Genomic DNA, 23,958 nt, shown 5'->3' on the forward strand with positions numbered 1-23,958 from the left:
CTCATCCCTCCTCAGCGGCGGCCGCCACCAGCACCACGAGGTGCCGGGCCGTCCTGAAGTTCCTGCGCCTTGCGATCCCGGGCTGCCGGATCATGTTCCATGATCTCGCCCTTGAAGATCCAGACCTTGATGCCGATGATCCCGTAGGGCGTGCTGGCCTCGATATTGGCGTAATCGATGTCGGCACGCAGCGTGTGCAGCGGAACCCGGCCCTCGCGGTACCATTCGGTCCGTGCGATCTCGGCACCGCCCAGGCGGCCCGCGACGTTGACCCGGATACCCAGGGCCCCCATGCGCATGGCGTTCTGCACGGCACGTTTCATCGCGCGGCGGAACGACACACGACGCTCCAGCTGCTGGGCGATGCTTTCCCCCACCAGGGCCGCGTCCAGTTCCGGCTTGCGGACCTCGACGATGTTGAGGTGCAGTTCGCTGTCGGTCATCGCCGCCAGCTTCTTGCGCAGGGTCTCGATATCGGCGCCTTTCTTGCCGATGATCACGCCGGGGCGCGCGGTGTGCACCGTGACGCGGCACTTCTTGTGCGGACGTTCGATGATCACGCGGCTGATGCCGGCCTGCTTGCACTCTTTCTTGATGAAATCACGGATCGCGATGTCTTCCAGCAGAAGATCACCGTAATCCTTGGTGTCGGCGTACCAGCGGCTGTCCCAGGTGCGGTTCACCTGCAGGCGCATGCCGATCGGATTGACTTTGTTACCCATTAGGCTTGCTCCTCGACTTCACGCACCTTGATGGTGATTTCTGAGAACGGCTTCATGATCCGGCCAAACCGGCCACGGGCGCGCGGACGGCCGCGTTTCATCACGAGGTTCTTGCCCACATAGGCCTCGGCCACGATCAGGTCGTCGACATCGAGGTTGTGGTTGTTCTCGGCGTTGGCCACGGCGGACTGAAGGCATTTCTTCACGTCCTGCGCGATCCGCTTCTTCGAGAAGGTCAGATCGTTCAGCGCCTTGTCCACCTTCTTGCCACGGATCAACGCGGCCACCAGGTTGAGTTTCTGCGGGCTGGTGCGAAGCATGCGCAGTTTTGCCATCGCTTCGTTGTCAGCCACGCGGCGGGGGTTCTTTTCCTTGCCCATGACTTACTTCCGCTTCGCTTTTTTGTCGGCGGCGTGCCCGTAATAGGTACGGGTCGGCGCGTATTCACCGAATTTCTGACCGATCATATCTTCCGACACGTTGACGGGGATATGCTTGTGACCATTGTACACGCCAAACGTCAGGCCCACGAACTGGGGCAGGATCGTCGAACGGCGCGACCAGATCTTGATGACTTCGTTGCGCCCCGACTCGCGCGATGCTTCGGCTTTTTTCAGCACGTAGGCATCGACGAAGGGGCCTTTCCATACAGAGCGGCTCATGTGTTAACGGCCCTTCTTCCTAGCGTGACGCGAGCGGATGATCAGCTTCTGCGACGCCTTGTTCTTGTTACGGGTGCGCGCACCCTTCGTCGGCTTGCCCCAGGGCGTCACCGGGTGACGACCACCCGAGGTCCGGCCTTCACCACCACCGTGGGGGTGGTCGATCGGGTTCATGACCACGCCGCGGACGGACGGGCGAATGCCCTTGTGACGCATCCGGCCGGCCTTGCCGTAGTTCTGGTTGCTGTTGTCGGGGTTGCTGACGGCACCGACGGTCGCCATGCACTCCTGACGCACCATGCGCAGCTCGCCCGAGGACAGGCGGATCTGGGCATAGCCACCATCGCGGCCCACGAACTGGGCATAGGTGCCGGCGGCACGTGCGATCTGGCCGCCCTTGCCGGGCTTCAGCTCGATGTTGTGAACGATCGTGCCGATCGGCATGCCCTGGAACGGCATCGCGTTGCCGGGCTTGATGTCGGCCTTGGGCGAGGCGATGACGCTGTCGCCCACGGCCAGGCGCTGCGGCGCCAGGATGTAGGCTTGCTCGCCATCTTCGTATTTGATCAGCGCGATAAAGGCCGTCCGGTTCGGGTCGTATTCGATCCGCTCGACGGTTGCGGCCACGTCGACCTTGTTGCGTTTGAAATCAACGATCCGGTAAAGGCGTTTGGCGCCACCCCCGCGACGACGCGAGGTAATCCGCCCGGTGTTGTTCCGGCCGCCCGATTTCGTCAGACCCTCGGTGAGGGCTTTGACGGGACGTCCTTTCCACAGCTCCGAACGGTCGATCAGCACCAGCCCGCGCTGGCCCGGCGTCGTCGGCTTGTACGACTTGAGTGCCATGCTTTCTGTCTTCCGTTTAGCAAACGGCGAAACCGGAATGTCCAGCTCCACCTATGTAGGGTGGGTTTCGAACCCACCATGGTTATAGGCCCCCTTGGGTGCCCGGTTCAGGTACGGTCTGGGCCTCGTTTCCACGAGATCCCGGATCAGGTCCGGGACGGCGCCCGCGCCGCAACGGCAAAGCCCCGGACGAATCCGGGGCCTTGCGGATGGGGTCGTTTACGAAAGACCACCCTTGGGGTCAAGCCTTTCTCCCAAAGAAAAACCCCGGCCACGCCTGCGCCCGGGGTTCACGGTTTTCAAAGGGCGGCGGTGCTGCCGCCAAGCGCCTTATGCCAGCGCGATGTTGACGGCGCTTTCGCGTCCGTCACGGCCAGATTCCAGGTCATAGGTGACCTTCTGATCGTCGGCCAGGCCAGTCAGGCCCGAACGCTCGACGGCCGAGATGTGAACGAAGACGTCCTTGCCGCCCGATTCCGGTGCGATAAAGCCGTAGCCTTTGGTGGTGTTGAACCATTTCACGGTGCCGTTGGCCATTTCCGTGTCTCCTTTAGATGTTGCTGCCCGCAGTATGCGGCAGCTTGGCGGCGTCATGACAAGATCGAAAGCCAGTCGCCGTAAAGGAGAAAGGGTCGATAGGTAGTAACGTAGCACCGTCCATATGGGCGCTCAGGTGATTCACGTCAATGAAAATCACATTCCACGCTCACCCGGCCACTCAATCCGGGCGATAAGATCGCCAAGAGTTGAAAACTATCAGTCAAAAGGTTAGCTATCTGATCAATAACATTTTTGCTGGTAGCACTTTCCGTTTAGCGGACTTTCAAATGCAGGCCGAACAGGTCATCGATAGGTTAAGCCAGCATAAAAATTTTGATATTGAACTATGGGACTTTGTCGAAGAAGTACAATACAGACGGCTCGTTAACCTAACAGACTCCGAGCTTCGTCAACGTCTCCGCGACATAGACAAAAACATTTGCTTTTTGGAGCCCACCCCACAGTCTAGACTAATGCTCAATCCAGATCGTGGTTGGCTTAGCCCATCGTACTGGTGCAGGTTGAGACACTGGACGATATCTGAATTTCGACATCGTAGTTTAGAACTGCCTGAAGCATATCATTTCCCCGAGGTTTGTGACACAGACCAAGCATTCGATGGTATTTTGAGAGGTGGTGAAAAAAGGCTGGTAAGGATCAGTCGGCTACCTTGGCTAAAGGACACACTCGATTTTGGAAGACTACGACTTGCGCCGGCATCTTCGTATCAACTGATACAAAACGATCTTTCTAGAACTGACGACGAAATGCGCCGCAGCTCAAAAGTGCCGGGCGAATATGTTTCGATAACTGCGGAGAATGGAAAGAAGATTGATGTACTGGGTGATTTCATTAAATCTCGTACCAGAAGATGTCTTCAAACAAATCTTGATTTTGATTACTGGCTGCTGTCTTTCAGCACAGATCTTGACCCTAGGCTGTTGAGTGATTTTCCAAGTCCACATGGCGACGATGGATTTTTAGTTATTTTTGACGTTCTCGAGTTCGTTCGCAGATGCGTTCCAAAATTGAACGAAATTGCTCCGCTTAGTGATAAATCGCTGGAACAAATTGAATACCAGGATCCATATTATCCAACATACTCGGAGCAAAAAAATCTGTCGGTCCGAGCAACTAAAGAAATGCGCTTCGCCTATCAGCGAGAGTGGAGGCTAACAGTCGACCCAAGCGGGCGAGAAGTCTTGGGAAATGGTGAGGCATTTTTTCTAGATGTCGGCTCTTTAAGCGACATCGCTGCGCTGTATGCGAAAAATGGTCGAAAACTGCATGGTGCGGGACCAAGTAGCTTTTGGCCTAGGTAAAAGCCCCCGCCGATCTCTCGACGGGGGCGTTCATCTCGTAGGGTGGGGTTTCACCCCACCATGGCTCAAAGGCCGGTCGTCACGTCAATCGTGTTGCCCTCTTCGAGCGTCACGTAGGCTTTCTTGACGTCCTTGCGGCGGCCCATGATGCCACGGAACCGCTTTTGCTTGCCCTTGGTGATGGACGTGTTGACCGCTTTCACCTTCACACCAAAGAGCGCCTCGACGGCCTCCTTGATCTGGGGTTTCGCGGCGTCCATGGCCACCTCGAAGACAACGGCGTTCGCTTCTGACGCCATCGTGGCCTTCTCGGTGATCACCGGCTTGCGGATCACATCGTAATGTTCTGCTTTCGCGCTCATTTCAACCGAGCCTCCAGTGCTTCGACACCCGCCTTGGTCAGCACGAGCGTGTCGCGCTTGAGGATGTCGTATACGTTCGCGCCCATGCTGGGCAGCACGTCCAGACCGTCGATGTTGGCCGCGGCGCGGGCAAAGCCCTCGTTCACCTCGGCGCCGTCGATGATCAGCGCGCGCTTCCAGCCCAGGTCCTTGACCTGCTTGGCCAGTTCCTTGGTCTTGGCGGCACCTTCCGCGGCCTCGATGACCACCAGCTCACCCGCCTTGGCCTTGGCCGACAGCGCGTGCTTCAGGCCCAGCTGGCGCACCTTCTTGGGCAGGTCATGCGCGTGGCTGCGCGGAACCGGACCCTTGTAGATACCACCCTTGCGGAAGATCGGCGCGTTGCGGTCACCGTGGCGTGCGCCGCCGGTGCCCTTCTGGCGATAGATCTTCTTGGTCGAGTAGCTGGTCTCGGACCGGGTCTTGACCTTGTGGGTGCCCTGCTGCGCCTTGTTGCGCTGCCAGCGGACGACACGGTGCAGGATGTCGGCACGCGGATCGAGATCGAAGATCTCGCCCGAGAGCTCGACCGAACCGGCCTTGCCGCCGTCGAGTTTGATCACGTCGAGTTTCATTCCTCACCGTCCTTCTTCTCTTCGCCGGCATCATCGGACTTGTCAGCCTCGATATCGGCTTCGGCCTCTTTCAGCGCGGCGGCTTCCTGGGCGGCCTGCTCTTCGGCCAGACGCTGTGCCTCGGCCTCGGCCTCGGCGGCTGCGGCGGCTGCGGCTTCTTCCGCGGCTTTCTCCGCTTCGGCGGCGGCCGACTTCAGAGCGGCGGGCAGGATGGCGCTCTCGGGGAACGGTTTCTTCACCGCGTCCTTGATCGTCACCCAGCCACCCTTGGAGCCGGGAACCGCGCCCTTGACCATGATCAGGCCACGGTCGGCGTCGGTCTTCACCACTTGCAGGTTCTGCGTCGTCACGCGGGCGGCGCCCATGTGACCGGCCATCTTCTTGCCCTTGAACACCTTGCCGGGGTCCTGACACTGGCCGGTGGAGCCGTGCGAGCGGTGGCTGATCGACACACCGTGGCTGGCTCGCAGACCGCCGAAGTTGTGCCGCTTCATCGCACCGGCAAAGCCCTTACCGATCGAGGTGCCGGAAACGTCCACGAACTGACCTTCGAAATAGTGGTTCGCGGTGATTTCCTCGCCCACGTCGATCATGTTCTCGGGCGCCACGCGGAATTCCGCGACCTTGCGCTTGGGTTCCACCTTGGCGACGGCGAAATGGCCACGCATGGCTTTCGACGTGCGTTTCGCCTTGGCGGTCCCTGCGCCCAGCTGAACAGCGGCATAGCCGTGCTCTTCGGGCGTGCGTTGGGCGACGACCTGCAGTTTGTCCAGTTGAAGAACGGTCACAGGGATCTGCTTGCCGTCTTCCATGAAAAGCCGGGTCATGCCGACTTTCTTTGCGATTACACCAGAGCGCAACATATCCTGCCCTCCTTAAACCGAGATCTGCACGTCCACGCCGGCAGCCAGGTCGAGCTTCATCAGCGCGTCGACGGTCTGGGGCGTGGGATCAACGATGTCCAAGAGACGCTTGTGCGTCCGGATCTCGAACTGATCGCGCGATTTCTTGTTCACGTGGGGGCCACGCAGAACGGTGAACTTCTCGATCTTGTTCGGCAGCGGGATGGGCCCGCGCACGTCTGCGCCGGTCCGCTTGGCGGTGTTCACGATCTCCTGCGTGCTGGCGTCCAGCACGCGGTAGTCGAACGCCTTCAGGCGGATACGGATGTTTTGGCTAGCTACGGCCATTTTTATTATCCCTAACAGGGTTCCAGCGGAGAGGAAGAGAAGCGGAATTGCCGCCCTTCATCGCGCCCAAAGTGGGGCCGGGTGCCGACCGCAGTCAGCACCCGGAAATTCTGGATCACCCCGGACCGCGGCCCGGGATGACGCGCCGCGTCAGATCACTCGAGGATTTTGGACACAACGCCGGCGCCGACGGTGCGGCCGCCTTCGCGGATGGCAAAGCGCAGGCCGTCTTCCATCGCGATCGGCGCGATCAGCTCGACCTCGAACTTCAGGTTGTCGCCCGGCATCACCATCTCGGTGCCCGAGGGAAGCGTCACCGTGCCCGTCACGTCCGTCGTGCGGAAGTAGAACTGCGGACGGTAGTTGGCGAAGAACGGCGTGTGACGGCCACCCTCTTCCTTGGTCAGGATATACGCCTCGGCCTCGAACTTGGTGTGCGGGTTCACAGACCCCGGCTTGCACAGCACCTGGCCGCGCTCCACACCGTCACGCTCGATCCCGCGCAGCAGCAGACCCACGTTGTCGCCGGCCTCGCCCTGATCCAGAAGCTTGCGGAACATCTCGACGCCCGTGCAGGTCGTCTTCTTGTTCTTGTTCAGGCCCACGATCTCCATCTCTTCGCCGACCTTGATCTGGCCACGCTCGATCCGGCCGGTGGCAACCGTGCCGCGGCCCGAGATCGAGAACACGTCCTCGACCGGCATCAGGAACGGCTGGTCCACAGCGCGCTCCGGCGTCGGGATGTAGTCGTCCACCGCCGCCATCAGCTCGCGGATCTTGTTCTCGCCGATCTCCGGGTCACGCCCTTCCATCGCCGCCAGCGCCGAGCCCGCGACGATCGGAATGTCGTCGCCGGGGAACTCGTACGAGCTCAGCAGCTCGCGCACTTCCATCTCCACCAGTTCCAGCAGTTCCTCGTCGTCGACCTGATCGACCTTGTTGAGGAACACCACCAGCGCGGGCACGCCCACCTGGCGCGCCAGCAGGATGTGCTCGCGGGTCTGCGGCATCGGGCCGTCGGCCGCGTTCACCACCAGGATCGCGCCGTCCATCTGCGCCGCACCCGTGATCATGTTCTTCACGTAGTCGGCGTGGCCGGGGCAGTCGACGTGGGCGTAGTGACGGTTCTCGGTCTCGTATTCCACGTGCGCGGTCGAGATCGTGATCCCGCGCGCTTTCTCTTCCGGTGCGCCGTCGATCTGGTCATACGCGCGGAAGTCACCGAAATACTTCGTGATCGCCGCCGTCAGCGTCGTCTTGCCGTGGTCAACGTGACCAACGGTCCCGATGTTCACGTGCGGTTTCGAACGGTCAAACTTTTCCTTTGCCATGGGTTTGGCTCCTCTTTTTCTTGTCGGATGGTGGGGTGAAACCCCACCCTACGGTGGTGGGTAGGGCGGGGTTCACCCCGCCACCCGGGTTATGCGTATTTCGCCTGGATCTCTTCCGAGATGTTCGACGGGACGGGCTCGTAATGCGAGAACTGCATCGTGAACTGGGCGCGGCCCGACGACATCGAACGCAGCGTGTTGATGTAGCCGAACATGTTGGCCAGCGGCACGTTCGCGGCGATCGCGATGGCGTTGCCGCGCGGCTCCTGGCCCGACACCTGCCCACGACGCGAGGTCAGGTCGCCGATCACGTTGCCGGTGTATTCCTCCGGCGAGATCACTTCGACCTTCATGACCGGCTCCAGCAGTTTCGCGCCGGCCTTGCGCAGACCTTCGCGCATGCCCATCCGTGCCGCGATTTCAAACGCCATCACGGACGAGTCCACGTCGTGGAACTTGCCGTCGATCAGCGCGACCTTGAAGTCGATCACCGGGAAGCCGGCCAGCGGGCCGCTGTCCATCACGCTCTCGATGCCCTTCTCGACGCCGGGGATGTATTCCTTCGGCACGGCACCACCGACGATGCGGGACTCAAACGAATAGCCTTCGCCCGGCTCGGTCGGCGAGATGATCAGCTTCACTTCGGCGAACTGACCCGAACCACCCGATTGTTTCTTGTGGGTGTAGGTGTGTTCGATCTCGTGGCTGATGGTCTCGCGATAGGCCACCTGCGGCGCACCGATGTTGGCTTCGACCTTGAACTCGCGCTTCAGACGATCAACCAGGATGTCGAGGTGCAACTCGCCCATGCCCTTCATGATGGTCTGACCGCTCTCCATGTCGGTCTCGACGCGGAAGGACGGATCTTCGGCGGCCAGACGGGCCAGACCCTGGCTCATCTTCTCCTGGTCGTTCTTGGTCTTCGGCTCGACCGCGATCTCGATCACCGGATCGGGGAAGGTCATGGTTTCCAGAACCACCTGCTCTTTCGGGTCGCACAGCGTGTCGCCCGTGGTGGTGTCCTTCAGACCGGCCAGCGCGATGATGTCGCCGGCGAATGCCTCTTCGATCTCTTCGCGGTTGTTCGAGTGCATCATCATCATGCGGCCGATGCGCTCTTTCTTTCCCTTGGTCGAGTTCTGGACGGTGTCGCCCTTGTTCAGCACGCCCGAGTAGATGCGCGTGAACGTGAGCGAGCCGACGAACGGGTCGTTCATGATCTTGAACGCCAGGCCCGAGAACGGCATGGAATCGTCCGCGCGGCGGGCGATGTTCCGGGTCTCGGTCTCGTCATCGGGGGCAAAGCCCATGTAGTCCACCACGTCGAGCGGGCTCGGCAGATAGTCGACCACCGCGTTCAGCAGCGGCTGCACACCCTTGTTCTTGAACGCGGAACCGCCCAGAACCGGCACAAAGCTCAGCGACAGCGTGCCCTTGCGGATCAGGCTCCGCAGGGTCGGGATGTCGGGCTCATTGCCTTCCAGGTATTCCATCATCGCGTCGTCGTCCATTTCGACGGCGTTCTCGATCAGCTTGGCGCGCCAGTCGTCGGCCAGTTGCTTGAGATCGTCGCGAATGGGCTGACGGGTCCAGGACGCGCCCAGGTCTTCACCTTTCCAGGTCCACTCTTCCATGGTGACCAGGTCGATGATGCCTTCCAGCTCGTTCTCGGCACCGATCGGCATGGCGATCGGAACGGCCTTCGCGCCGGTCCGGGCCTCGATCATCTCGACACAGTTGAAGAAGTCGGCACCGATCTTGTCCATCTTGTTGACGAACACGATGCGCGGCACCTTGTAGCGGTCGGCCTGGCGCCAGACGGTCTCGGTCTGAGGTTCGACGCCGGCGTTTGCATCCAGCACGCAGATGGCACCGTCAAGCACGGCCAGTGAGCGCTCGACTTCGATCGTGAAGTCGACGTGGCCGGGCGTGTCGATGATGTTCATGCGGAACTTGGTGTCGTCGGTGCCCTCTTTCGTCGGGTCTTCCTGCCACTGCCAGAAGGTGGTGGTGGCCGCCGACGTGATGGTGATGCCGCGTTCCTGCTCCTGCTCCATCCAGTCCATCGTGGCCGCACCATCGTGCACCTCGCCGATGTTGTGGGACTTGCCGGTGTAAAACAGGATCCGTTCCGAGCAGGTGGTCTTGCCTGCGTCGATATGGGCCATGATGCCGAAGTTGCGGTAGCGTTCGAGCGGATAATCGCGTGCCATGATGTAATGCCTCTAGAGGTTTACCAACGGTAATGGCTGAAGGCTTTGTTCGCCTCGGCCATCTTGTGGGTGTCTTCACGTTTCTTGACGGCGGTCCCGCGCGAGTTCACGGCGTCCAGAAGCTCGCCGGCCAAGCGCTCTTCCATGGTGTTCTCGTTGCGGCCACGGCAGGCGGTGATCAGCCAGCGGATCGCCAGCGCCTCGCGGCGCTCGGGGCGAACCTCGACCGGAACCTGGTAAGTGGCACCACCGACACGGCGCGAGCGGACCTCGACCGACGGTTTGATGTTGTCCAGCGCTTCGTGGAAGATCTCCACGGGGGCGCGCTTGACCTTGTCTTCGACGCGATCCAGCGCGTTGTAGACGATTTTCTCCGCGACCGACTTCTTGCCGTCGATCATCAGGTTGTTCATGAACTTGGTCAGAACCCGGTCGCCATACTTGGCGTCGGGCAGGATTTCACGTTTTTCAGCGGCGTGACGACGAGACATCTGAAATTCCTCTTACTTGGGACGCTTGGCGCCGTATTTCGAACGACGCTGCTTGCGGTCCTTGACGCCTTGGGTATCCAGGACACCGCGCAGGATGTGGTAACGCACACCGGGAAGGTCTTTCACACGGCCGCCACGGATCAGGACCACCGAGTGTTCCTGCAGGTTGTGGCTTTCGCCGGGGATATAGCTGATGACCTCGAAGCCATTGGTCAGGCGCACCTTGGCAACCTTCCGCATGGCCGAGTTCGGCTTCTTGGGCGTGGTGGTGTAGACGCGCGTGCAAACGCCGCGCTTCTGCGGGCACCCTTGCAGGTGCATCGACTTCTGGCTTCTTGTTTTCGGCTGCCGCGGCTTGCGGATCAGCTGTTGGATCGTTGGCATAGGGTCTCTTTCCCGTCTTTCAACACATGTGTTTGCACCGGGTCACCCCCGCGCGGTTTCAGTTCTTTCCGCACATCACGCGTCCGCAATGCGCAAATACCGCAATCGTTTCCATTCCGAGGTAAACGACGCGGCGGGTTCCCAGAGGATCGGGGCACTCAAACGGCCCGGATCTTGTCCACTAGAATTTTGAGTTCGACACACGGGGCGACCCCCGACGTCGAGATGAGCGGCGTATAGGGGGAGTCGGGACGGCTGTCAACAGCCCCGCGGATATACGTTGAGCACCGCCAAGCGCCGGGTTTCCTCAGGGCTCGTCCGCGGCATAGAGAGCGCGAATTTCCGGCTCGCGCGGGGCGGCGCAGAAATCGAGGATCAGGCAGCGGTCCAGTGCGACATCGTCGTAGGACTGCGTGGCATGCCACCTGGCAAAGTGCAACACCTCGCGCAATGTCTCGTCGCTGTGCCATGTCGTCATCACGAAATGCTCGGGAAGGACGTCGTCGTACCCGAATTGCTCCAGGCTGGCCATGTCCACGCTGTCGTCCCAAAGGCTGCAATCCAGCCCCCAGGCAAGCATGTACTGACACCCCGTCGCCACCAGGTCCTTGCTGACCTGCCACCGCGCCTCCGCAGAAACCTGCCGCTCGATCAGCACCACGCATTTGTAGGGCGGCGCAATCCGGGGCAGCGCGACAGGCGCGGTCGGGTCTACGAAATGATAGCGCACCATGTTTCCTCTCGCGTCCGGTCCCATCAGCACCTCTCTTTCTTTGGCCTTGTTCGCGCCATGCTCATTTGTAATTCTCGCGCTGATTTTGGTCCAAAGGTACCCGCCCCATGCGCGCAATCGGTATATGCCGCTTTTCCTACCCCGCGCTTGGCGGCTTCAAGCGAATGCACGACACGGTCGAGGAACGCGAGGCCTATCTCTATGCCCGCGAGCGCATGGAATTGCGCTTCCGGCATTTCGAAACGCTCACCCTGCCCTCCATCGCCGCACAGAAGGACAAGCGTTTCACCTTCATCGTCCTCACCGGAGAGCGGATGCCCAGGCCTTTCTGGGACCGGCTCAACGACATCTGCGCCCCCGTCGAGGCCATCAAGATCGTCACCGCCGAACCGATGAAACACCGCACGGCGATGCAACTGGCCATCCAGCACGAGCTTGCCCAGGGCGACGACGATATGTCCCTCCAGTTCCGGCTCGACGATGACGACGCCGTGGGCATCAACTTCATCCGCGGCATCCGCCGCACCGCGCGGCTGGCCGGCAAACTCAGCGCCGGATGGCGCAACATGGTGATCGAATATTCCCGTGGCTACTCCGTCAAGCTGATGCCCGACGGCATCCTGGCGCGGGAAATCCAAGGACAGTTCCTGGCCTGCGGCCTTGCCGTGCTCTTCCGCCCCGGCGACCCCAGGACGGTGATGAACTACGGCCATCACAAGCTGCACCATTCCATGCCGACCCTGATCGAGCCCGAGACCCACATGTACCTGCGCGCCCTGCACGACGACAACGACAGCCACGCGCGCACCAGCACCAAGGGCCTCGCCCCCCTGACCGACGATCAGCGCGCCTTTTTCAAGGAGCGTTTCAATGTCGACGAGGCGGCTGTGCAAGCGGCCTTTTCCGCCCCAATTGCGACTCCCGGTAAAGCGTGAACAGACCGCTGCCGACCACGATCGCAGCGCCCAGCAATGTCAGCGTCGCGGGCCACTCGCCAAACACCACGAAGCCCAGCAGCATCGCCCACAGCAGGCCGGTATAGCGGAACGGCGCGATGAAACTGATCTCGCCCACCCGCATCACCATGATGGAAAACAGATACCCGCCGATGATGAGCAGCGAGGCGGTCCCCACCAGTCCGGCCTCTCGTACGCCCATCGGCGCCCAGTCCACGCCGAGGCTCAGGAGCCCGAAAATCGTCATCGTCGCGATGGATGTCAGCAGCGTGACGAACATCGACGGCGTGTCCTTCGACAACCGCCGCGTCGACAGGTCCCGCACCGTGACGCAGCCCACCGCCAACAGCGCATAGACCGCGTAGAAGTTGAAGTCATCCGTCCCGGGCCGCACGATCAGCAGCACGCCGGCAAAGCCCACAAGGATCGCCACCATCCGCCGCCAGCCCACCGGCTCGCGCAGGAACAGCGCTGCGGCCAGCGTGATGGTCAGCGGCAAGGCTTGCAAGATCGCCGTCACGTTGGCCAACGGCATGTTGAAGAGCGCCGTCAGAAAGAAATAGGCCGCGCCCACCTCGGCTGCCGTGCGCAGCGTCATCAGCCCCCAATCCCGCCGCGGCAGGCGCGCGCGCAACGCGCCCATGCGCCACGCGATACAGGCCACTAGAACGGTTGTGATCAACCCCCGCAACAGCAGCAACTGGAACAGCGGCACGTCCCCCGCCATCGCCTTCATCGCGGTGTCGTTGAACGTGAAGCACGCCATCGACGCCATCATCAGCAGGGCGCCGGTCAGGTTGTCAGAACGGGTCATGCCCCGGCTCTAGACCGGCGCCGCAGCCGGTACAAGCGGCAAGCGCGTCAGCCCGCCAGCATCAGTATCATCGCCAGGTTCGGCAGAACCGCCACAAAGGTGACAAGCGCGTATGTCGCGAAGGTCACGACCTTGCCCAACCGGGTCTCTTTCCGCGTGGCCCCTTCAAGGCTGTAGGCCATTGCCATCACCGCGTATCCGCTGGCCTCCCGCCTGCGCCGCTCCGTCTGCAACTCTGCCATGCTGCGCTCGAAGATCTCCCTCTGACGCAGGTATTCCGCACTGCGCGCATCCTGTTCTATCGTCTGTCCGTCCATATCCCGTCTCCCTTCTGGAAACGGTTATCTAGGCGGTGCTGCGCGCGCTTCTACCGCCCCGGACAAGACGCGCCAATCTGTCGCTCGAACCCGAGTTTCATCGTTCGGTAAATACTCGAACAAACCAAACCTGCGCGGCGCAGCCGCACAACCGGATCAGATCGCAGCCCCGGGCGCCAGCGCCTCCAGAAGCGCGCTATGCACTGCCGGATTCGCGGCCAGAACACCGTCCAGCTTCGGCATCGGGTTGTTGAACCGCAGCGGCCGCCCTTCGCGGTCCGACGTCACCGCGCCGGCCTCCCGCAGGATCAAATCCCCCGCCGCGATGTCCCACTCCCACGCGCCGCGCAGGGTCATCATCGCGTCGAACCGCCCCTCGGCCACCAGCGCCAGCCGATAGGCCAGCGACGGGCGAAACCCCCGGTCCATCGCGGGCGGCCGCCCGGCCCGCCAGTGCCGCGCGTCGAAATTCGGTTTCGCCGCCAACATGCTGCTGCCGTCCAGTACCGCCGCATCGCTTACACCCAGGCGGTCGCCGTTCAGCGTCGCCCCCTGCCCGGCGGCGGCGGCATACATCATGTCGCGCATCGGCAGGTAGACCACGCCCGCCACCACCTCGCCCCGCTCGACCACCGCCAGCGCGTGCGCCCAGGTCCGCGTGCCGTCGATGAAACTGCGCGTGCCGTCGATGGGGTCGACAATGAACACCCGCTCGCGCGACAGCCGCTCGGGCGTGTCGGCACTTTCCTCCGACAGCCAGCCATAGTCGGGCCGCGCGCCGCGCAGATGCTCGAACAGAACCTCGTTCACCGCCAGGTCGGCCTCGGTCACCGGCCCGGCGCCGCCGGGCTTGTCCCAGACCCGCGCCTCGGGCCCGGTATAGCGGCAGGCCACCTCGCCCGCCGCCCGCGCCGCCGCGATCAGAAGATCCAGCTCAGTTGCCGGCAAGGGTCAGCCCCACCACCAGCAGCGACGGCACGACGCGCGACTTCCAGGGACGCGCGTCATTGGCCGGGACGATCCCCCGCAGCATCTCCGGCAGGCTGCCCGCGATGGTGCATTCGTTCACCGGAAAGGCAATCTCGCCCTTCTCGATCCAGAACCCCGACGCGCCCCGCGAATAGTCGCCGGTGTTGGGGTTGATCGTCGAGCCGATCATCGAGGTCACCAAGAGGCCCGTGCCCATCTCGGCCATCAGGTCCTCGCGGCTCTTGTCGCCCTGCGTCAGCGCCACGTTCGTCGACAAAGGCGACGGCACCGAGGACGGCGCCCGCCGCGCATGACCCGTGGACGGCAGGCCCAGCTTGCGCCCCGTGGAAAGGTCCAGGATCCACGATTTCAACACGCCGTTCTCGACCAGGGCACGCTTTGCCACCGGCAGGCCCTCGGCATCGAAAGGCTGGGACCCCAGCGCGCGGGGGCGCAGCGGATCGTCGATCAGCGACAGCGACTCGGGCAGCACGGGCTCGCCCATCCGGTTCATCAGCCACGACGCCCCCCGCGACACCGACCCGCCGTTGATCGCAGACAGAAGGTGCCCGATCAGCGTCGACGCCACGCGCTCGTCGAACAGCACCGGATAGGAGCCGGTATAGGGCTTCTTCGCGTCCAGCATCGACGCGGCGCGTTCCCCCGCCCGCGTCCCGATCTCCTCGGGCGTGCGCAGATCGGCGGCAAAGACACGCGTATCCGCATCGTAATCGCGCTGCATCCCCGTGCCCTGCCCGGCAATCGCCACGGCGCTCAGGCTTCGGGCGCTGCTGGTGAACCCGCCGGAAAACCCGTTGGTGGCCGCCATGTGCATCCGCTCGACCTCGTGATCGGCCGCCGCCTGCACTTGGCTCACACCATTGACGCCCATCGCCGCCGCCTCCAGCGCAAGCGCCGCCTCCTGCATGTCGGGCGCCGCGGGTTCGGGCCCGGGATCGTGCAGCTCCAGCGCCGCCACATCCCAGTCCCGCGCCAGTTGCTCGGGCGCGGCAAGCCCGGCATAGGCGTCTTCGGGCGCTTCCCGGGCCATCGCCACCGCGCGTTCCGCCAGCATCGCCAGCGTCTCCTCGCGCGTGTCCGACGCGCCCACACAGGCCTGCCGCTGGCCGATGAAAACCCGCAGCCCAACCTCGACACTTTCAGACCGCTCCGCCTGTTCCAGCGTGCCCGCCCGGACATTGATGCTCTGGGCGCGCGTTTCCACCGCCACGGCATCCGCCGCCTCGGCCCCGGCCTTGCGGGCGGCAGAAAGCAGCGCTTCGGTCAGGGTCTGGGGGTCGAGAGGCATGAAGTTCTCCTGGTCAGGCATCGCAAGGCGCGGCGTCGGGGGATCGGCTCGGGTTCGATGTACTGCGACGCCGGAAAAGGCGCAAGGCAAGCCCCCGCTCAGCGCATCCGCTGCCCGTTCACCAGAACCTGGCCTTCGGCGGTGATCTCGACCTCCGAACGGGCGGTTTCATCCTGCCCTTCGACGGGGCGCGTGAACATTCCCAGCATCATCCGCGCCGACATCGCATCCTCGGTCGTCAGAACCTTTGCCGACACCAGCCTGTCAAGCAGCGCCTGCGCCCCGGTCACGTCGAAAACGGCACGGCCCTCTGTCGCCGGAAACCCGACCAGCGTCTCGTAATCCATGTGATCGAACCGGACCGCGCCGCTGCCCGTCACCTCGGCCTCCGGCAAGCGCAGCCCCAGCGACCGAAGATCGAGCGTTTCGACAAAAAACGGCAGGGCGCCGCCGAACGTGGCACTCATCGCGTCCAGGTCGAACAGGGTTTCCACCAGGATCACCTCACCGCCCAGGTCGAGCTCCACATCCGCGGCCTGGCGCGGAAAATCCTCGGCCATGAAGAACTGCGCCCAGCTCTCTTCGGACATGGTCAACCCGTCCAGTTCGAACCGCAGCGCGAAGTCCTGCGGAGCGACATCCCGCAATACCGGCAGGGCCAGGTCCAGCAGAACCCGCGACGCCTCGACATCGAAATGCACACCAAGCATTTCGTCGGTCAGCTGCATCGCCGTCTGCTGCGCACCGGAGACGATGCGCAGCCCCTCCCGGTCCAGCGCGAAGTCGCCCTTGATCTCGCTCCAGTCGGTCTGGCTGGTGGCAATCAGCGCGCCGTTCAGCCAATCCTTGTCGCGGTCGATCCCGCGCTCGGCAGCCATGGTATGCCGAAACGCCATGCCGTCCGCCGCCTGCTCGGACAGGCTCTGCAACACCGGACCTTCCGGCGGCAGGCGCAGTTCGGTCACGGTCTCCACCGCGTGCCGGTCCAGCACGCCCTCCAGGCCCTCGGCGGTGGTCTCGTCTCCATAGCCGTATTCGACCAGAACCTGCTCGGCCTCGCCCCGGCGCGTGAAGTCCAGCCAACCATCGCCGACATCGCTCGTCTGCGTGATGTCGAATCCCGATTGCAGATAGCGGTACGCGGCGGGATAGGGCGTTCCGAACAGACCGAACTCGGTCAGGGCGATCTCGAAGCTTTGTCCCCGCCAGCGCGTTTCGATGCCGGCCTCCGTCTCGCGCATCCGCACGGTGACATCCTCCATCCGCCACGCGAACGCGCCGGAGGAGGTGAACCCTGGCGCGCCGTCCTCGACGGTGGACATGCTGAACGGCATCGCCTCGGACACGGGTAACCGAACGTCGATCTCCGGACCGTCCGGCACGAAACGCGGGCCGGGCAGTTGCAGGTTCACATCCAGCGCCGTGCCCGGAAACCGCAGCGTCAGGAAGATCGGCCCGACCGCCAGCGCCGCGCCGTCCCGCTTCGTCTCGGCCTGCCACTCAAGGCCCAGCGCCTCGAACTGCGTGGTCCAGACATCCCAGGCGGCCTCGACGGTCAGGTCCGCCAGCGCAACCTGCGGCGCCGAAAGCGCCGCAGCCAGCAGTATCGGGCGCAGGGCCATCCGCTCAGCGGATCCGCTGGCCGTTGGCCAGCACCTGCCCGTCCTCGGTCACCTCGATGGTCGAGTTGATCACGTCCTCACCCTCGCCCGGCGTGCCGAACATGCCCATCATCATCCGGGTTCCCATCGCCTGTTCCTCGGGCAAAAGGCCCATCGCCACCAGCGTGTCCAGCAATCCGTTGGCGCCGGTCACCTGCAGGTCGATGCTGCCCGACGGGGCCGGCATGCCCGGGAAAGTCTCGCGATCCTCGTTGTCGATCTCGAACGCGCCCTCGCCCGTGACCTGCGCGCCCACGGCGTTCAGCTGGAAGTCATTCAGCGTCACGCTCTCGAAGCGACCCAAGGTCTCCTCGTCCGGGCCGACCTCCATCATCCGCATGATATCCAGCGGCTCGCGCGTCAGCGCCGCATCGCCCGACATGTCCACCACCAGCGTCATCGGATCCCGCGGCAGTTGTGTCTCCGGATCGAAGAGCGCCCAGATCTCCTCGGCCATCGTCAGGTCCTCGAGCGTCATCCGCAGCGCGACCGGCACCGCGCCGTCCGTTTCGGTGAGCGGAAAATTCAAGTGACCCTCGCTGCGCGCGATCTGGCCGGAGATGGGAAACGGCAGCTCGGACGGCATCTGCAACTCGAACGCAAAATCGGTGTAGGCACCGGCCAGGGACACGCCGTCAGCCCCGAGCGTCAGGTCGTTGCTTTCCATCATGTAGCTGGTGGTCTGGCGCATCTCGACCTCCTCGGCGGTCGTGACCGTCGTGCCCTCGACCTGCATGCCACCGGTCTTCGCCACCATCTTCAAACCCGCCCGCAGCGCATCGTCGAGGTTCAGAAGGTCCACCTGGCCCGCCGGAATGGCCAGCTCCAGTTCCGAAGTGCCGCCCGTCATCGTCTGCCGCCCTTCGGATCCCGCTCCGGTGGCATCCGAAAACGATGTGTCGAACTGCATGCTGTCCGAGGTGGTCGACAGCGCCACTGTCACGATATCGCCCTCGGTGATCTCGTAGCGGCTCGTCCCGCTGACACTGCCGCTGACCGCGATGTCGAATTCCTCGTCTTCGTCCTCTACCGAAAAATCGCTCAAAGAGAACCGCGCCCCGTCAAAAGCGCCCTCGTAGACCACCTGCCCCGGCGTGCCCGTGGCGATGGTCGGCGTGTCGAACCCCTCGTAGACCACGGTTGCGGAAAACACCTCGCCCTCTTCGGGCGTCGAGAACGCGACCTGCATCTCCATCGCGTCGGCATACCGCAACGCCACGCTGCCGTCGCCCTGCTCGGTCAGGGTCATGCCGTTGGTCGTCAACCGTGCCTCGCCAAGATCCAGCGGCAGGGCATAGGTCATCACCATGCTGTCGATGCGCACCGTGTCGCCGTCGCGCACCGGCTCTGCGGTCACCTCGAAACCGAATGCACGGGCCGGGGCCAGCATGTTGGTCACCACGTCGTCGGCGGTCACATCGGCCTGCGCCGCGGCGGGCAGCCACGCGGCGGCACCAAGGAAAACGGGAACTATACGGATGGCATGCATCGCATCACCTTTCATCAAACGGTAAGGATCGAACGCGAAAGGGCCGGATCGCCCGGCCCCCCGCATGGTATTCAGGCGTCGCCCGGATCAGCGCAGACGCTGTCCGTTGGCCAGGACCTGGCCGTCGCTCTTGACCTCGATCTTCGAGGTCAGCGCATCCTCGCCCTCGCCGGGAACCGCGAACATGCCCATCATCATGCGCACGCCCATGGCCTGTTCTTCGGGCACCAGCCCCATCGCGATCAGCGCATCCAGCAGACCGTTGGCGCCCGTCAGCTTGAGGTCGACCGAACCGTCCGGCGCGGGCATCCCGTTGAAGGTTTCCAGATCGGTATTGTCGAAGGTGAACGCGCCGTCTCCGGTCAGCTCGGCTCCGGCGGCACTGACCGTCAGGGTGTTGATGTCCAGCGTGTTCAACTCGCCCGGCACACCAAGCTCGCCGGTTTCCGCCGCTTCCATCTGTTCGGGGTCGAAAAGATCGAAGAACAGCTTGGCCGTCCCCGTCAGGTCCACGTCGATCGTCGCAGGATCATGCGGCAGTTCGCCCGCCGGGTCGAAAATGCCCCAGATGATGTCCGACATCGTGAAATCGCCCAGCGTCACGCCCATGGCGAAATCCTGCGCCTCCTCGCTCTTGGCGATGGGGGTGGTCAGGTTGAACGCGGCCGTGCCGAATGCCACTTCGATCGGCAGCGGGATATCACCGCCGGCCATGTTGAGCTGCATGTTCTTCGACGACACGTCATAGGTCAGGCCCTCGGCGCCCATCGCGACGGTGAACTCGCCCCCGTCCGATTTGGTCGTGCCTTCCGTGGTCTGCGGCGGATCGACGACCTTGAACTCCGACGAGCCCTCGGAATAGGTCATCGTCAGATCCGCGGAAAAACCGTCATTGATCGACGCCGCGAAATCGGCGGGGTCCATCTCCAGCGGCATGGCGCCCTCGGCCGCGACCGTCATGCCGGCGAACTGGCCCTTCATCATGAACTGGCCGGTGCCGCCCTCGGGGTCGGCCACGTCGATCGTGTAGTTCACCGGGCCGGTGCTCATCTTCTGGTCCGATTTCCGCAACTCGCCCACTTGCATCGTGGTCGTCCCGGTGACGTCCGCGATGCGGAATTCCACGGTCCCCAGGTCGACGCTTTTGCCTTCGACGGTCACGTCATCTACGATCACCGCGATCTCGCTGGCGCTGTAGTTGTAAAGCAGGTCGTTCGGCTCGCCCGACGCGGTCATCTCGAAATCGGACGTGTTGTATTGCAGGCCGACCGAGACCTCCTCGGCGTCAGGCGACTCAACCTGCACCTGCATCGGCATTTCCGCCGGCATGCCCACCGACACCGTGCCGTCGCCGTTCTCGGTAAAGGTCATCTCACCCAGGTTGACCGACACGGTCGTGTCCTCTTCGGGGATCGCCATCGTCATCGTCACGTCGGATACGGTCAGCGTGTCGCCCGACTGGCTCTCGTCGCCCGCCACCTCGTAGCCGGACGACGAAAGATACCCTTTCCAGTCCGCCCAGACATCCGCCGCGGTCACATCCGCCTGTGCCGCGCCCGCCGATAAGACAAGGCCGATCGCCGTCGTCATTCCGAACCTGGCCCGGTCCGTCATATCGAGCAGTTTCATGAAGAATCCTTTCGTGTTGAAATCCTTGATCCCACGCAGCTTCCGCCCTCGCGAATGCGTGGTCAAGGGGGGTTATTCCCGTCTTGCGCTGGACCTCGGTCGCACCGCGCGATAGCTCTCGTTTGAGCATCTGTACCCATATCGGCGCGAAAGGTTCAATCCATGAAAGACACGACCGTTCTCATCACCGGCGCCAGTCGCGGCATCGGTGCGGCCACCGCCCGTCATTTCGCCGCGCTCGGCGCCAACGTGGTGCTCGCCGCCCGCAGTACCGACGCAATCGAGGAGATCGCATCGGATATCGGCGACCGCGCCCTCGCGGTGTCCTGCGACGTCAGCCGCTACGATGACGTCAAGACCGCCGTCACCGCCGCCACGGAACGCTTCGGCGGGCTGGACGTTCTGATCGGCAACGCCGGCGTGATCGAGCCCATCGCGCATCTCTCCGACGTCGACCCGGACGAATGGGACAAGGTCATCGACATCAACCTCAAGGGCGTCTTTCACGGAATGCGCGCGGCCTTGCCGGTGATGAAACAGGCCGGCTCCGGCACCATCATCACCATCAGTTCCGGCGCCGCCACCAGCGCGCTCGAAGGCTGGAGCCACTATTGCGCCTCCAAGGCCGCCGCGCTGATGCTGACCCGCGCCGCCGACAAGGAAAACCGCGATCACGGCATCCGCGTTCTGGGCCTCTCGCCCGGCACCGTGGCCACCGACATGCAGCACCAGATCAAGGCCAGCGGCATGAACCCCGTGGCCAAGCTCGACTGGTCCGACCATATCCCGCCGGACTGGCCCGCGCGGGCGCTGGCGTGGATGTGCACGGCGGACGCCGATGGCTGGCTCGGTCAGGACATCAGCCTGCGCAACGAGGACATCCGCCTCGCGGTGGGCCTCGAATGATCGAGCTGGACAAATCCGATGACGGCCTCTGGACCGTCACCCTCAACCGGCCCGACAAGGCCAATTCCCTCACGCACGCGATGCTGACCGAGCTGGCCGACATCGCCGAGGCCGCCACCGAGGCCCGCGCGCTGGTTCTGACCGGCCGCGGCAAGGCGTTCTCGGCGGGCATGGACCTCGAGGCCGCCAGGTCCGGCCTGCCGACCGACCCGGTGTGGGAGCGCTTGTCGGGCGCGCTTTCGGTTCTGCCCTGCCTCACAATCGCGGCGCTCAATGGCACCGTCGCGGGCGGGGCCATGGGCATGGTGCTGGCCTGCGACCTGCGCATCGCCGTGCCCGGCACCAAGATGTTCTATCCTGTGATGAAACTGGGCTTCCTGCCGCAACCGTCTGATCCGGGGCGGCTGACGCGGCTGATCGGCCCGTCACGGGCGAAGATGATCCTGATGGCGGGCCAGAAAATCGACACCGAAACCACGCATCACTGGAGCCTGATTGACCAGGTGATCGAGCCCGATGCCCTGCTCGACACCGCGCGCACGCTGGCCACCGACGCGCTCGGAGCTGCGCCCGACCACGCAGCAGGCATCAAGCACCTCTGCCGCCCCTGAGCGCGCCGGAATTTACGTAAATTCCGGGATAGAAAATACGCATTTTCTATCCCGTTTTCCGCGCGGAAAACGGCGCCTACGTGATCCGTATCCAGTTCATCATGCCTGACATCTGGTGCGCAGCCATGTGGCAATGGAACATCCAGTCGCCCGGGTTCTCGGCGAAAAAGGCGATCTCGCGCGTCTCGTCGGGATGGATCACCAGCGTGTCTCGCCACGGCCCCAGCTTGCCATCAGGGAACACTTCACGGAAATGCTGTCCATGCAGGTGCATCGAGTGGGAAAACGCTGTTCGGTTCTCCATCGTCACGCGCACAGTTTCACCCAATACGGCCTCGATCAGCGGCGCCCCGTCCATCCCCGCCTGCCCGTTGAAGGCCCAGAACTGCCCCGCCTCGTAGAGCGCCCGCGCCTCGCGCTTGCTGCCCTGCCACCGGACGCGCTCCGACAGGCCCCGCATCGCGCCGCCTTCCATGACCAGCGGCACCTGTCGCGCATCCTTCAGCGCCAGCACCGGCAGGTCGTTGGGCGGCAGGGCGTGCGGCGCGGCCCGCATCGCCTGTTCCTGGCCCGCGACCGACACGGACACCGTCGCATAGGTGCCGTCCCGCTCCACCGATCCGATGATCGCCTCCTCGCCGGTCCCGGCGCTGACGTTTACGATCAGATCGACGCGCTGCGCCGGTCCGATCTCGACCTGCTCGATCCGCTCCGGCGCCTCAAGTGGCATCGCGTCCAGCGCCACCACCCACGCATCCATCCCCCGGAACACCAGCCGGAAGATACGCGCCGTCGCCGCGTTCACCAGCCGCACCCGCAGCCGCGTACCCCGCGGATAGCTTCGCCGCAGCTCGCCCGCGCCATTGACCGTGATGTAATTGCCCAGCCGCCCGGCATGGGACATGTCGTGCCGGTTGCCGAACTCGGGATGCAGCTGCGCGTCCTCGGTCAACCGCCAGTCGTCCAGCACCAGGATCTCCTCGGCATCCACCTCGGGCGGCTCGGCCTCGTCCACCACCAGCACCCCCGCCAGCCCGCGCGAGATCTGCTCCAGCGAATTGGCATGCGGGTGATACCAGAACGTGCCCGCATCGCGCAGCACAAAGCGATAGTCGAAACTCTCGCCGGGGCGCACCGCCGCCTGCGTCATGCCCGGCACGCCGTCCATGGCGTTGGGCAGGCGCAGGCCGTGCCAATGCACCGTCGTCGGCTGGTCCAGCCCGTTGACCAGCCGCGCCTCGAACATCTCGCCCTGCCGCCAGCGCAGCATCGAACCCGGCACCCGCCCGTCATAGGCCCAGACCCGCGTCTTCGGGTATTCCCCGGGCGCCAGCTGCACCTCGGCGGGCGCGGCGGTCAGGCGGTGCCCCGGCGCACCGGCCCATGCCAACCCCGGTACCACCTGCGCCCCGGCCAGCCCGCCGGCCAGCGCCATCACGTCCCGCCGCGTCGGATCCATCTTGCCCTCGCATCTTGCCACGCCCGCAAGAGTGGCCCATCCCGGCACATGGTCAAGTCACTCTGACGCGATCCACTCCCGCGCCGCATCCAGGTCGTCCAGGTCATACGTCCGCAGCTTGGTCGACACCAGCGCGCCCGCCGCCTTGGCCACCGGCCCGATCCAGCCGATATCCGACACCACCGCCACATGGCTGATATGGCGCAGGTTTTTGAAATCGAACTTGATCCCCGGCCAGATCACCGATGGCGCGAACCCGTCGAGGCTCTCGATCACCTCGATCAGCTTCACCGTGCCCTGGGTGTCGATAAAGCCCTGCATCCGGTCCACGATCCTGTCGTAATCCTCCCGCGTGACCTTTCCCGCCACGGTCAGCTCGACAGTTTTCGTTTCCGCGTCTTCTTCATACTCAACGGTCATGATGCGAT

General features: G+C 63.6%; 27 protein-coding genes. 4 read left to right on the top strand and 23 right to left on the bottom strand.

The annotated features are described in order from the left end of the window. Positions 1 to 11: 11 nt before the first annotated feature. From rpsC to FIU89_RS16210, 5 genes are all read right to left on the bottom strand, one after another. A complete protein-coding gene (rpsC, locus tag FIU89_RS16190; protein ID WP_103762140.1) occupies positions 12 to 722 on the bottom strand; it encodes a 30S ribosomal protein S3 in 711 nt (236 codons plus the stop codon). Continuing rightward, positions 722 to 1,102, bottom strand: coding sequence for a 50S ribosomal protein L22 (gene rplV / locus FIU89_RS16195; protein ID WP_152493556.1), 381 nt, complete (start codon positions 1,100 to 1,102; stop codon positions 722 to 724). Before rplV ends, rpsC begins: the two co-directional genes overlap by 1 nt. Positions 1,103 to 1,105: 3 nt before the next feature. Further along, complete coding sequence (rpsS, locus tag FIU89_RS16200; RefSeq protein WP_057794973.1) at positions 1,106 to 1,384, bottom strand: 30S ribosomal protein S19; 279 nt, start codon at positions 1,382 to 1,384, stop codon at positions 1,106 to 1,108. A gap of 3 nt (positions 1,385 to 1,387) precedes the next feature. Next, positions 1,388 to 2,230, bottom strand: coding sequence for a 50S ribosomal protein L2 (gene rplB, locus FIU89_RS16205; RefSeq protein WP_152493557.1), 843 nt, complete (start codon positions 2,228 to 2,230; stop codon positions 1,388 to 1,390). Positions 2,231 to 2,560: 330 nt separating this feature from the next. After that, on the bottom strand, positions 2,561 to 2,767 hold the full coding sequence (locus FIU89_RS16210; RefSeq protein ID WP_057794967.1) for a cold-shock protein: 207 nt from the start codon (positions 2,765 to 2,767) through the stop codon (positions 2,561 to 2,563). 209 nt (positions 2,768 to 2,976) lie between these two features. On the opposite strand from FIU89_RS16210, the gene FIU89_RS16215 reads away from it, so the two are divergent. Beyond that, the gene (locus FIU89_RS16215) at positions 2,977 to 4,092 is read left to right on the top strand and encodes a hypothetical protein (RefSeq protein WP_152493558.1); all 1,116 of its coding nucleotides are present in this window, start codon (positions 2,977 to 2,979) and stop codon (positions 4,090 to 4,092) included. Between the two features lie 65 nt (positions 4,093 to 4,157). Here the strand turns inward: FIU89_RS16215 and FIU89_RS16220 are convergent, their stop codons facing one another. The 9 genes from FIU89_RS16220 to FIU89_RS16260 all read right to left on the bottom strand — a co-directional run bounded on the left by FIU89_RS16220 (position 4,158) and on the right by FIU89_RS16260 (position 11,434). Continuing rightward, positions 4,158 to 4,454: a 50S ribosomal protein L23 gene (locus FIU89_RS16220; protein WP_103762137.1), complete on the bottom strand. Its 297-nt coding sequence runs from the start codon at positions 4,452 to 4,454 to the stop codon at positions 4,158 to 4,160. Further along, entirely contained in the window at positions 4,451 to 5,068 is a 618-nt protein-coding gene (gene rplD / locus FIU89_RS16225) for a 50S ribosomal protein L4 (RefSeq protein ID WP_103762136.1), read from the bottom strand. The genes FIU89_RS16220 and rplD overlap by 4 nt, the downstream gene beginning before the upstream one ends. Next, positions 5,065 to 5,931: a 50S ribosomal protein L3 gene (gene rplC / locus FIU89_RS16230; protein ID WP_152493559.1), complete on the bottom strand. Its 867-nt coding sequence runs from the start codon at positions 5,929 to 5,931 to the stop codon at positions 5,065 to 5,067. The genes rplD and rplC overlap by 4 nt, the downstream gene beginning before the upstream one ends. 12 nt (positions 5,932 to 5,943) lie before the next feature. Then, entirely contained in the window at positions 5,944 to 6,258 is a 315-nt protein-coding gene (gene rpsJ / locus FIU89_RS16235) for a 30S ribosomal protein S10 (RefSeq protein ID WP_103762134.1), read from the bottom strand. 155 nt (positions 6,259 to 6,413) lie between these two features. Beyond that, a complete protein-coding gene (tuf, locus tag FIU89_RS16240) occupies positions 6,414 to 7,589 on the bottom strand; it encodes an elongation factor Tu (RefSeq protein WP_152493560.1) in 1,176 nt (391 codons plus the stop codon). A gap of 89 nt (positions 7,590 to 7,678) precedes the next feature. Continuing rightward, on the bottom strand, positions 7,679 to 9,802 hold the full coding sequence (fusA, locus tag FIU89_RS16245) for an elongation factor G (protein ID WP_152493561.1): 2,124 nt from the start codon (positions 9,800 to 9,802) through the stop codon (positions 7,679 to 7,681). A 20-nt stretch (positions 9,803 to 9,822) separates the two neighbouring features. Continuing rightward, positions 9,823 to 10,293 (bottom strand): 30S ribosomal protein S7, encoded by a 471-nt coding sequence (rpsG, locus tag FIU89_RS16250; protein ID WP_057796812.1) that lies wholly within the window; start codon positions 10,291 to 10,293, stop codon positions 9,823 to 9,825. Between the two features lie 12 nt (positions 10,294 to 10,305). Continuing rightward, the gene (gene rpsL, locus FIU89_RS16255; protein WP_103762132.1) at positions 10,306 to 10,677 is read right to left on the bottom strand and encodes a 30S ribosomal protein S12; all 372 of its coding nucleotides are present in this window, start codon (positions 10,675 to 10,677) and stop codon (positions 10,306 to 10,308) included. 307 nt (positions 10,678 to 10,984) lie between these two features. Continuing rightward, on the bottom strand, positions 10,985 to 11,434 hold the full coding sequence (locus tag FIU89_RS16260) for a hypothetical protein (RefSeq protein WP_152493562.1): 450 nt from the start codon (positions 11,432 to 11,434) through the stop codon (positions 10,985 to 10,987). Positions 11,435 to 11,517: 83 nt separating this feature from the next. Here FIU89_RS16260 and FIU89_RS16265 point away from each other — a divergent pair, with 83 nt between their 5' ends. Further along, positions 11,518 to 12,345, top strand: coding sequence for a glycosyltransferase (locus FIU89_RS16265; RefSeq protein ID WP_152493563.1), 828 nt, complete (start codon positions 11,518 to 11,520; stop codon positions 12,343 to 12,345). Here FIU89_RS16265 and FIU89_RS16270 read toward each other — a convergent pair. From FIU89_RS16270 to FIU89_RS16300, 7 genes are all read right to left on the bottom strand, one after another. Next, positions 12,278 to 13,180 carry a DMT family transporter gene (locus tag FIU89_RS16270; protein ID WP_152493564.1) on the bottom strand — a complete coding sequence of 301 codons (903 nt, stop codon included), beginning with the start codon at positions 13,178 to 13,180 and terminating at the stop codon, positions 12,278 to 12,280. The two genes, FIU89_RS16265 and FIU89_RS16270, sit on opposite strands and share 68 nt — an antisense overlap. Before the next feature lie 47 nt (positions 13,181 to 13,227). After that, positions 13,228 to 13,497 (bottom strand): hypothetical protein, encoded by a 270-nt coding sequence (locus tag FIU89_RS16275; protein ID WP_152493565.1) that lies wholly within the window; start codon positions 13,495 to 13,497, stop codon positions 13,228 to 13,230. 156 nt (positions 13,498 to 13,653) lie between these two features. Beyond that, positions 13,654 to 14,445, bottom strand: a complete 792-nt coding sequence (locus FIU89_RS16280; protein WP_152493566.1) for a 3'(2'),5'-bisphosphate nucleotidase CysQ — start codon at positions 14,443 to 14,445, stop codon at positions 13,654 to 13,656. Further along, positions 14,432 to 15,775, bottom strand: coding sequence for a TldD/PmbA family protein (locus FIU89_RS16285; RefSeq protein WP_152493567.1), 1,344 nt, complete (start codon positions 15,773 to 15,775; stop codon positions 14,432 to 14,434). The genes FIU89_RS16280 and FIU89_RS16285 overlap by 14 nt, the downstream gene beginning before the upstream one ends. A gap of 98 nt (positions 15,776 to 15,873) precedes the next feature. Continuing rightward, the gene (locus tag FIU89_RS16290; protein WP_152493568.1) at positions 15,874 to 17,397 is read right to left on the bottom strand and encodes a hypothetical protein; all 1,524 of its coding nucleotides are present in this window, start codon (positions 17,395 to 17,397) and stop codon (positions 15,874 to 15,876) included. A 4-nt stretch (positions 17,398 to 17,401) separates the two neighbouring features. Then, on the bottom strand, positions 17,402 to 18,925 hold the full coding sequence (locus FIU89_RS16295) for a DUF2125 domain-containing protein (RefSeq protein WP_172978142.1): 1,524 nt from the start codon (positions 18,923 to 18,925) through the stop codon (positions 17,402 to 17,404). 87 nt (positions 18,926 to 19,012) lie between these two features. Continuing rightward, a complete protein-coding gene (locus FIU89_RS16300; RefSeq protein WP_254701708.1) occupies positions 19,013 to 20,554 on the bottom strand; it encodes a DUF2125 domain-containing protein in 1,542 nt (513 codons plus the stop codon). A 162-nt stretch (positions 20,555 to 20,716) separates the two neighbouring features. On the opposite strand from FIU89_RS16300, the gene FIU89_RS16305 reads away from it, so the two are divergent. Then, the gene (locus FIU89_RS16305) at positions 20,717 to 21,460 is read left to right on the top strand and encodes an SDR family oxidoreductase (RefSeq protein ID WP_152493570.1); all 744 of its coding nucleotides are present in this window, start codon (positions 20,717 to 20,719) and stop codon (positions 21,458 to 21,460) included. Further along, on the top strand, positions 21,457 to 22,071 hold the full coding sequence (locus tag FIU89_RS16310; protein ID WP_152493571.1) for an enoyl-CoA hydratase/isomerase family protein: 615 nt from the start codon (positions 21,457 to 21,459) through the stop codon (positions 22,069 to 22,071). The genes FIU89_RS16305 and FIU89_RS16310 overlap by 4 nt, the downstream gene beginning before the upstream one ends. Before the next feature lie 76 nt (positions 22,072 to 22,147). Here the strand turns inward: FIU89_RS16310 and FIU89_RS16315 are convergent, their stop codons facing one another. After that, the gene (locus FIU89_RS16315; protein WP_254701709.1) at positions 22,148 to 23,551 is read right to left on the bottom strand and encodes a multicopper oxidase family protein; all 1,404 of its coding nucleotides are present in this window, start codon (positions 23,549 to 23,551) and stop codon (positions 22,148 to 22,150) included. Positions 23,552 to 23,587: 36 nt separating this feature from the next. Then, positions 23,588 to 23,950: an STAS/SEC14 domain-containing protein gene (locus FIU89_RS16320; protein ID WP_172978143.1), complete on the bottom strand. Its 363-nt coding sequence runs from the start codon at positions 23,948 to 23,950 to the stop codon at positions 23,588 to 23,590. Between the last annotated feature and the right edge of the window lie 8 nt (positions 23,951 to 23,958).

The sequence above is a fragment of the Roseovarius sp. THAF27 genome (assembly GCF_009363655.1).
GTDB lineage: Bacteria > Pseudomonadota > Alphaproteobacteria > Rhodobacterales > Rhodobacteraceae > Roseovarius.

What these genes read in the sequence shown, in the direction of transcription:
- rpsJ (WP_103762134.1), bottom strand. Translation starts at nt 6,258, where the DNA reads ATGGCCGTAGCTAGCCAAAACATCCGTATCCGCCTGAAGGCGTTCGAC.
- FIU89_RS16310 (WP_152493571.1), top strand. Translation starts at nt 21,457, where the DNA reads ATGATCGAGCTGGACAAATCCGATGACGGCCTCTGGACCGTCACCCTC.
- FIU89_RS16270 (WP_152493564.1), bottom strand. Translation starts at nt 13,180, where the DNA reads ATGACCCGTTCTGACAACCTGACCGGCGCCCTGCTGATGATGGCGTCG.
- FIU89_RS16285 (WP_152493567.1), bottom strand. Translation starts at nt 15,775, where the DNA reads ATGCCTCTCGACCCCCAGACCCTGACCGAAGCGCTGCTTTCTGCCGCC.
- FIU89_RS16300 (WP_254701708.1), bottom strand. Translation starts at nt 20,554, where the DNA reads ATGAAACTGCTCGATATGACGGACCGGGCCAGGTTCGGAATGACGACG.
- FIU89_RS16320 (WP_172978143.1), bottom strand. Translation starts at nt 23,950, where the DNA reads ATGACCGTTGAGTATGAAGAAGACGCGGAAACGAAAACTGTCGAGCTG.
- FIU89_RS16295 (WP_172978142.1), bottom strand. Translation starts at nt 18,925, where the DNA reads ATGCATGCCATCCGTATAGTTCCCGTTTTCCTTGGTGCCGCCGCGTGG.
- rpsL (WP_103762132.1), bottom strand. Translation starts at nt 10,677, where the DNA reads ATGCCAACGATCCAACAGCTGATCCGCAAGCCGCGGCAGCCGAAAACA.
- tuf (WP_152493560.1), bottom strand. Translation starts at nt 7,589, where the DNA reads ATGGCAAAGGAAAAGTTTGACCGTTCGAAACCGCACGTGAACATCGGG.
- fusA (WP_152493561.1), bottom strand. Translation starts at nt 9,802, where the DNA reads ATGGCACGCGATTATCCGCTCGAACGCTACCGCAACTTCGGCATCATG.
- FIU89_RS16220 (WP_103762137.1), bottom strand. Translation starts at nt 4,454, where the DNA reads ATGAGCGCGAAAGCAGAACATTACGATGTGATCCGCAAGCCGGTGATC.
- rplB (WP_152493557.1), bottom strand. Translation starts at nt 2,230, where the DNA reads ATGGCACTCAAGTCGTACAAGCCGACGACGCCGGGCCAGCGCGGGCTG.
- FIU89_RS16305 (WP_152493570.1), top strand. Translation starts at nt 20,717, where the DNA reads ATGAAAGACACGACCGTTCTCATCACCGGCGCCAGTCGCGGCATCGGT.
- rpsS (WP_057794973.1), bottom strand. Translation starts at nt 1,384, where the DNA reads ATGAGCCGCTCTGTATGGAAAGGCCCCTTCGTCGATGCCTACGTGCTG.
- FIU89_RS16210 (WP_057794967.1), bottom strand. Translation starts at nt 2,767, where the DNA reads ATGGCCAACGGCACCGTGAAATGGTTCAACACCACCAAAGGCTACGGC.
- FIU89_RS16265 (WP_152493563.1), top strand. Translation starts at nt 11,518, where the DNA reads ATGCGCGCAATCGGTATATGCCGCTTTTCCTACCCCGCGCTTGGCGGC.
- FIU89_RS16260 (WP_152493562.1), bottom strand. Translation starts at nt 11,434, where the DNA reads ATGGGACCGGACGCGAGAGGAAACATGGTGCGCTATCATTTCGTAGAC.
- rplV (WP_152493556.1), bottom strand. Translation starts at nt 1,102, where the DNA reads ATGGGCAAGGAAAAGAACCCCCGCCGCGTGGCTGACAACGAAGCGATG.
- rpsC (WP_103762140.1), bottom strand. Translation starts at nt 722, where the DNA reads ATGGGTAACAAAGTCAATCCGATCGGCATGCGCCTGCAGGTGAACCGC.
- FIU89_RS16290 (WP_152493568.1), bottom strand. Translation starts at nt 17,397, where the DNA reads ATGGCCCTGCGCCCGATACTGCTGGCTGCGGCGCTTTCGGCGCCGCAG.
- rplD (WP_103762136.1), bottom strand. Translation starts at nt 5,068, where the DNA reads ATGAAACTCGACGTGATCAAACTCGACGGCGGCAAGGCCGGTTCGGTC.
- rpsG (WP_057796812.1), bottom strand. Translation starts at nt 10,293, where the DNA reads ATGTCTCGTCGTCACGCCGCTGAAAAACGTGAAATCCTGCCCGACGCC.
- rplC (WP_152493559.1), bottom strand. Translation starts at nt 5,931, where the DNA reads ATGTTGCGCTCTGGTGTAATCGCAAAGAAAGTCGGCATGACCCGGCTT.
- FIU89_RS16275 (WP_152493565.1), bottom strand. Translation starts at nt 13,497, where the DNA reads ATGGACGGACAGACGATAGAACAGGATGCGCGCAGTGCGGAATACCTG.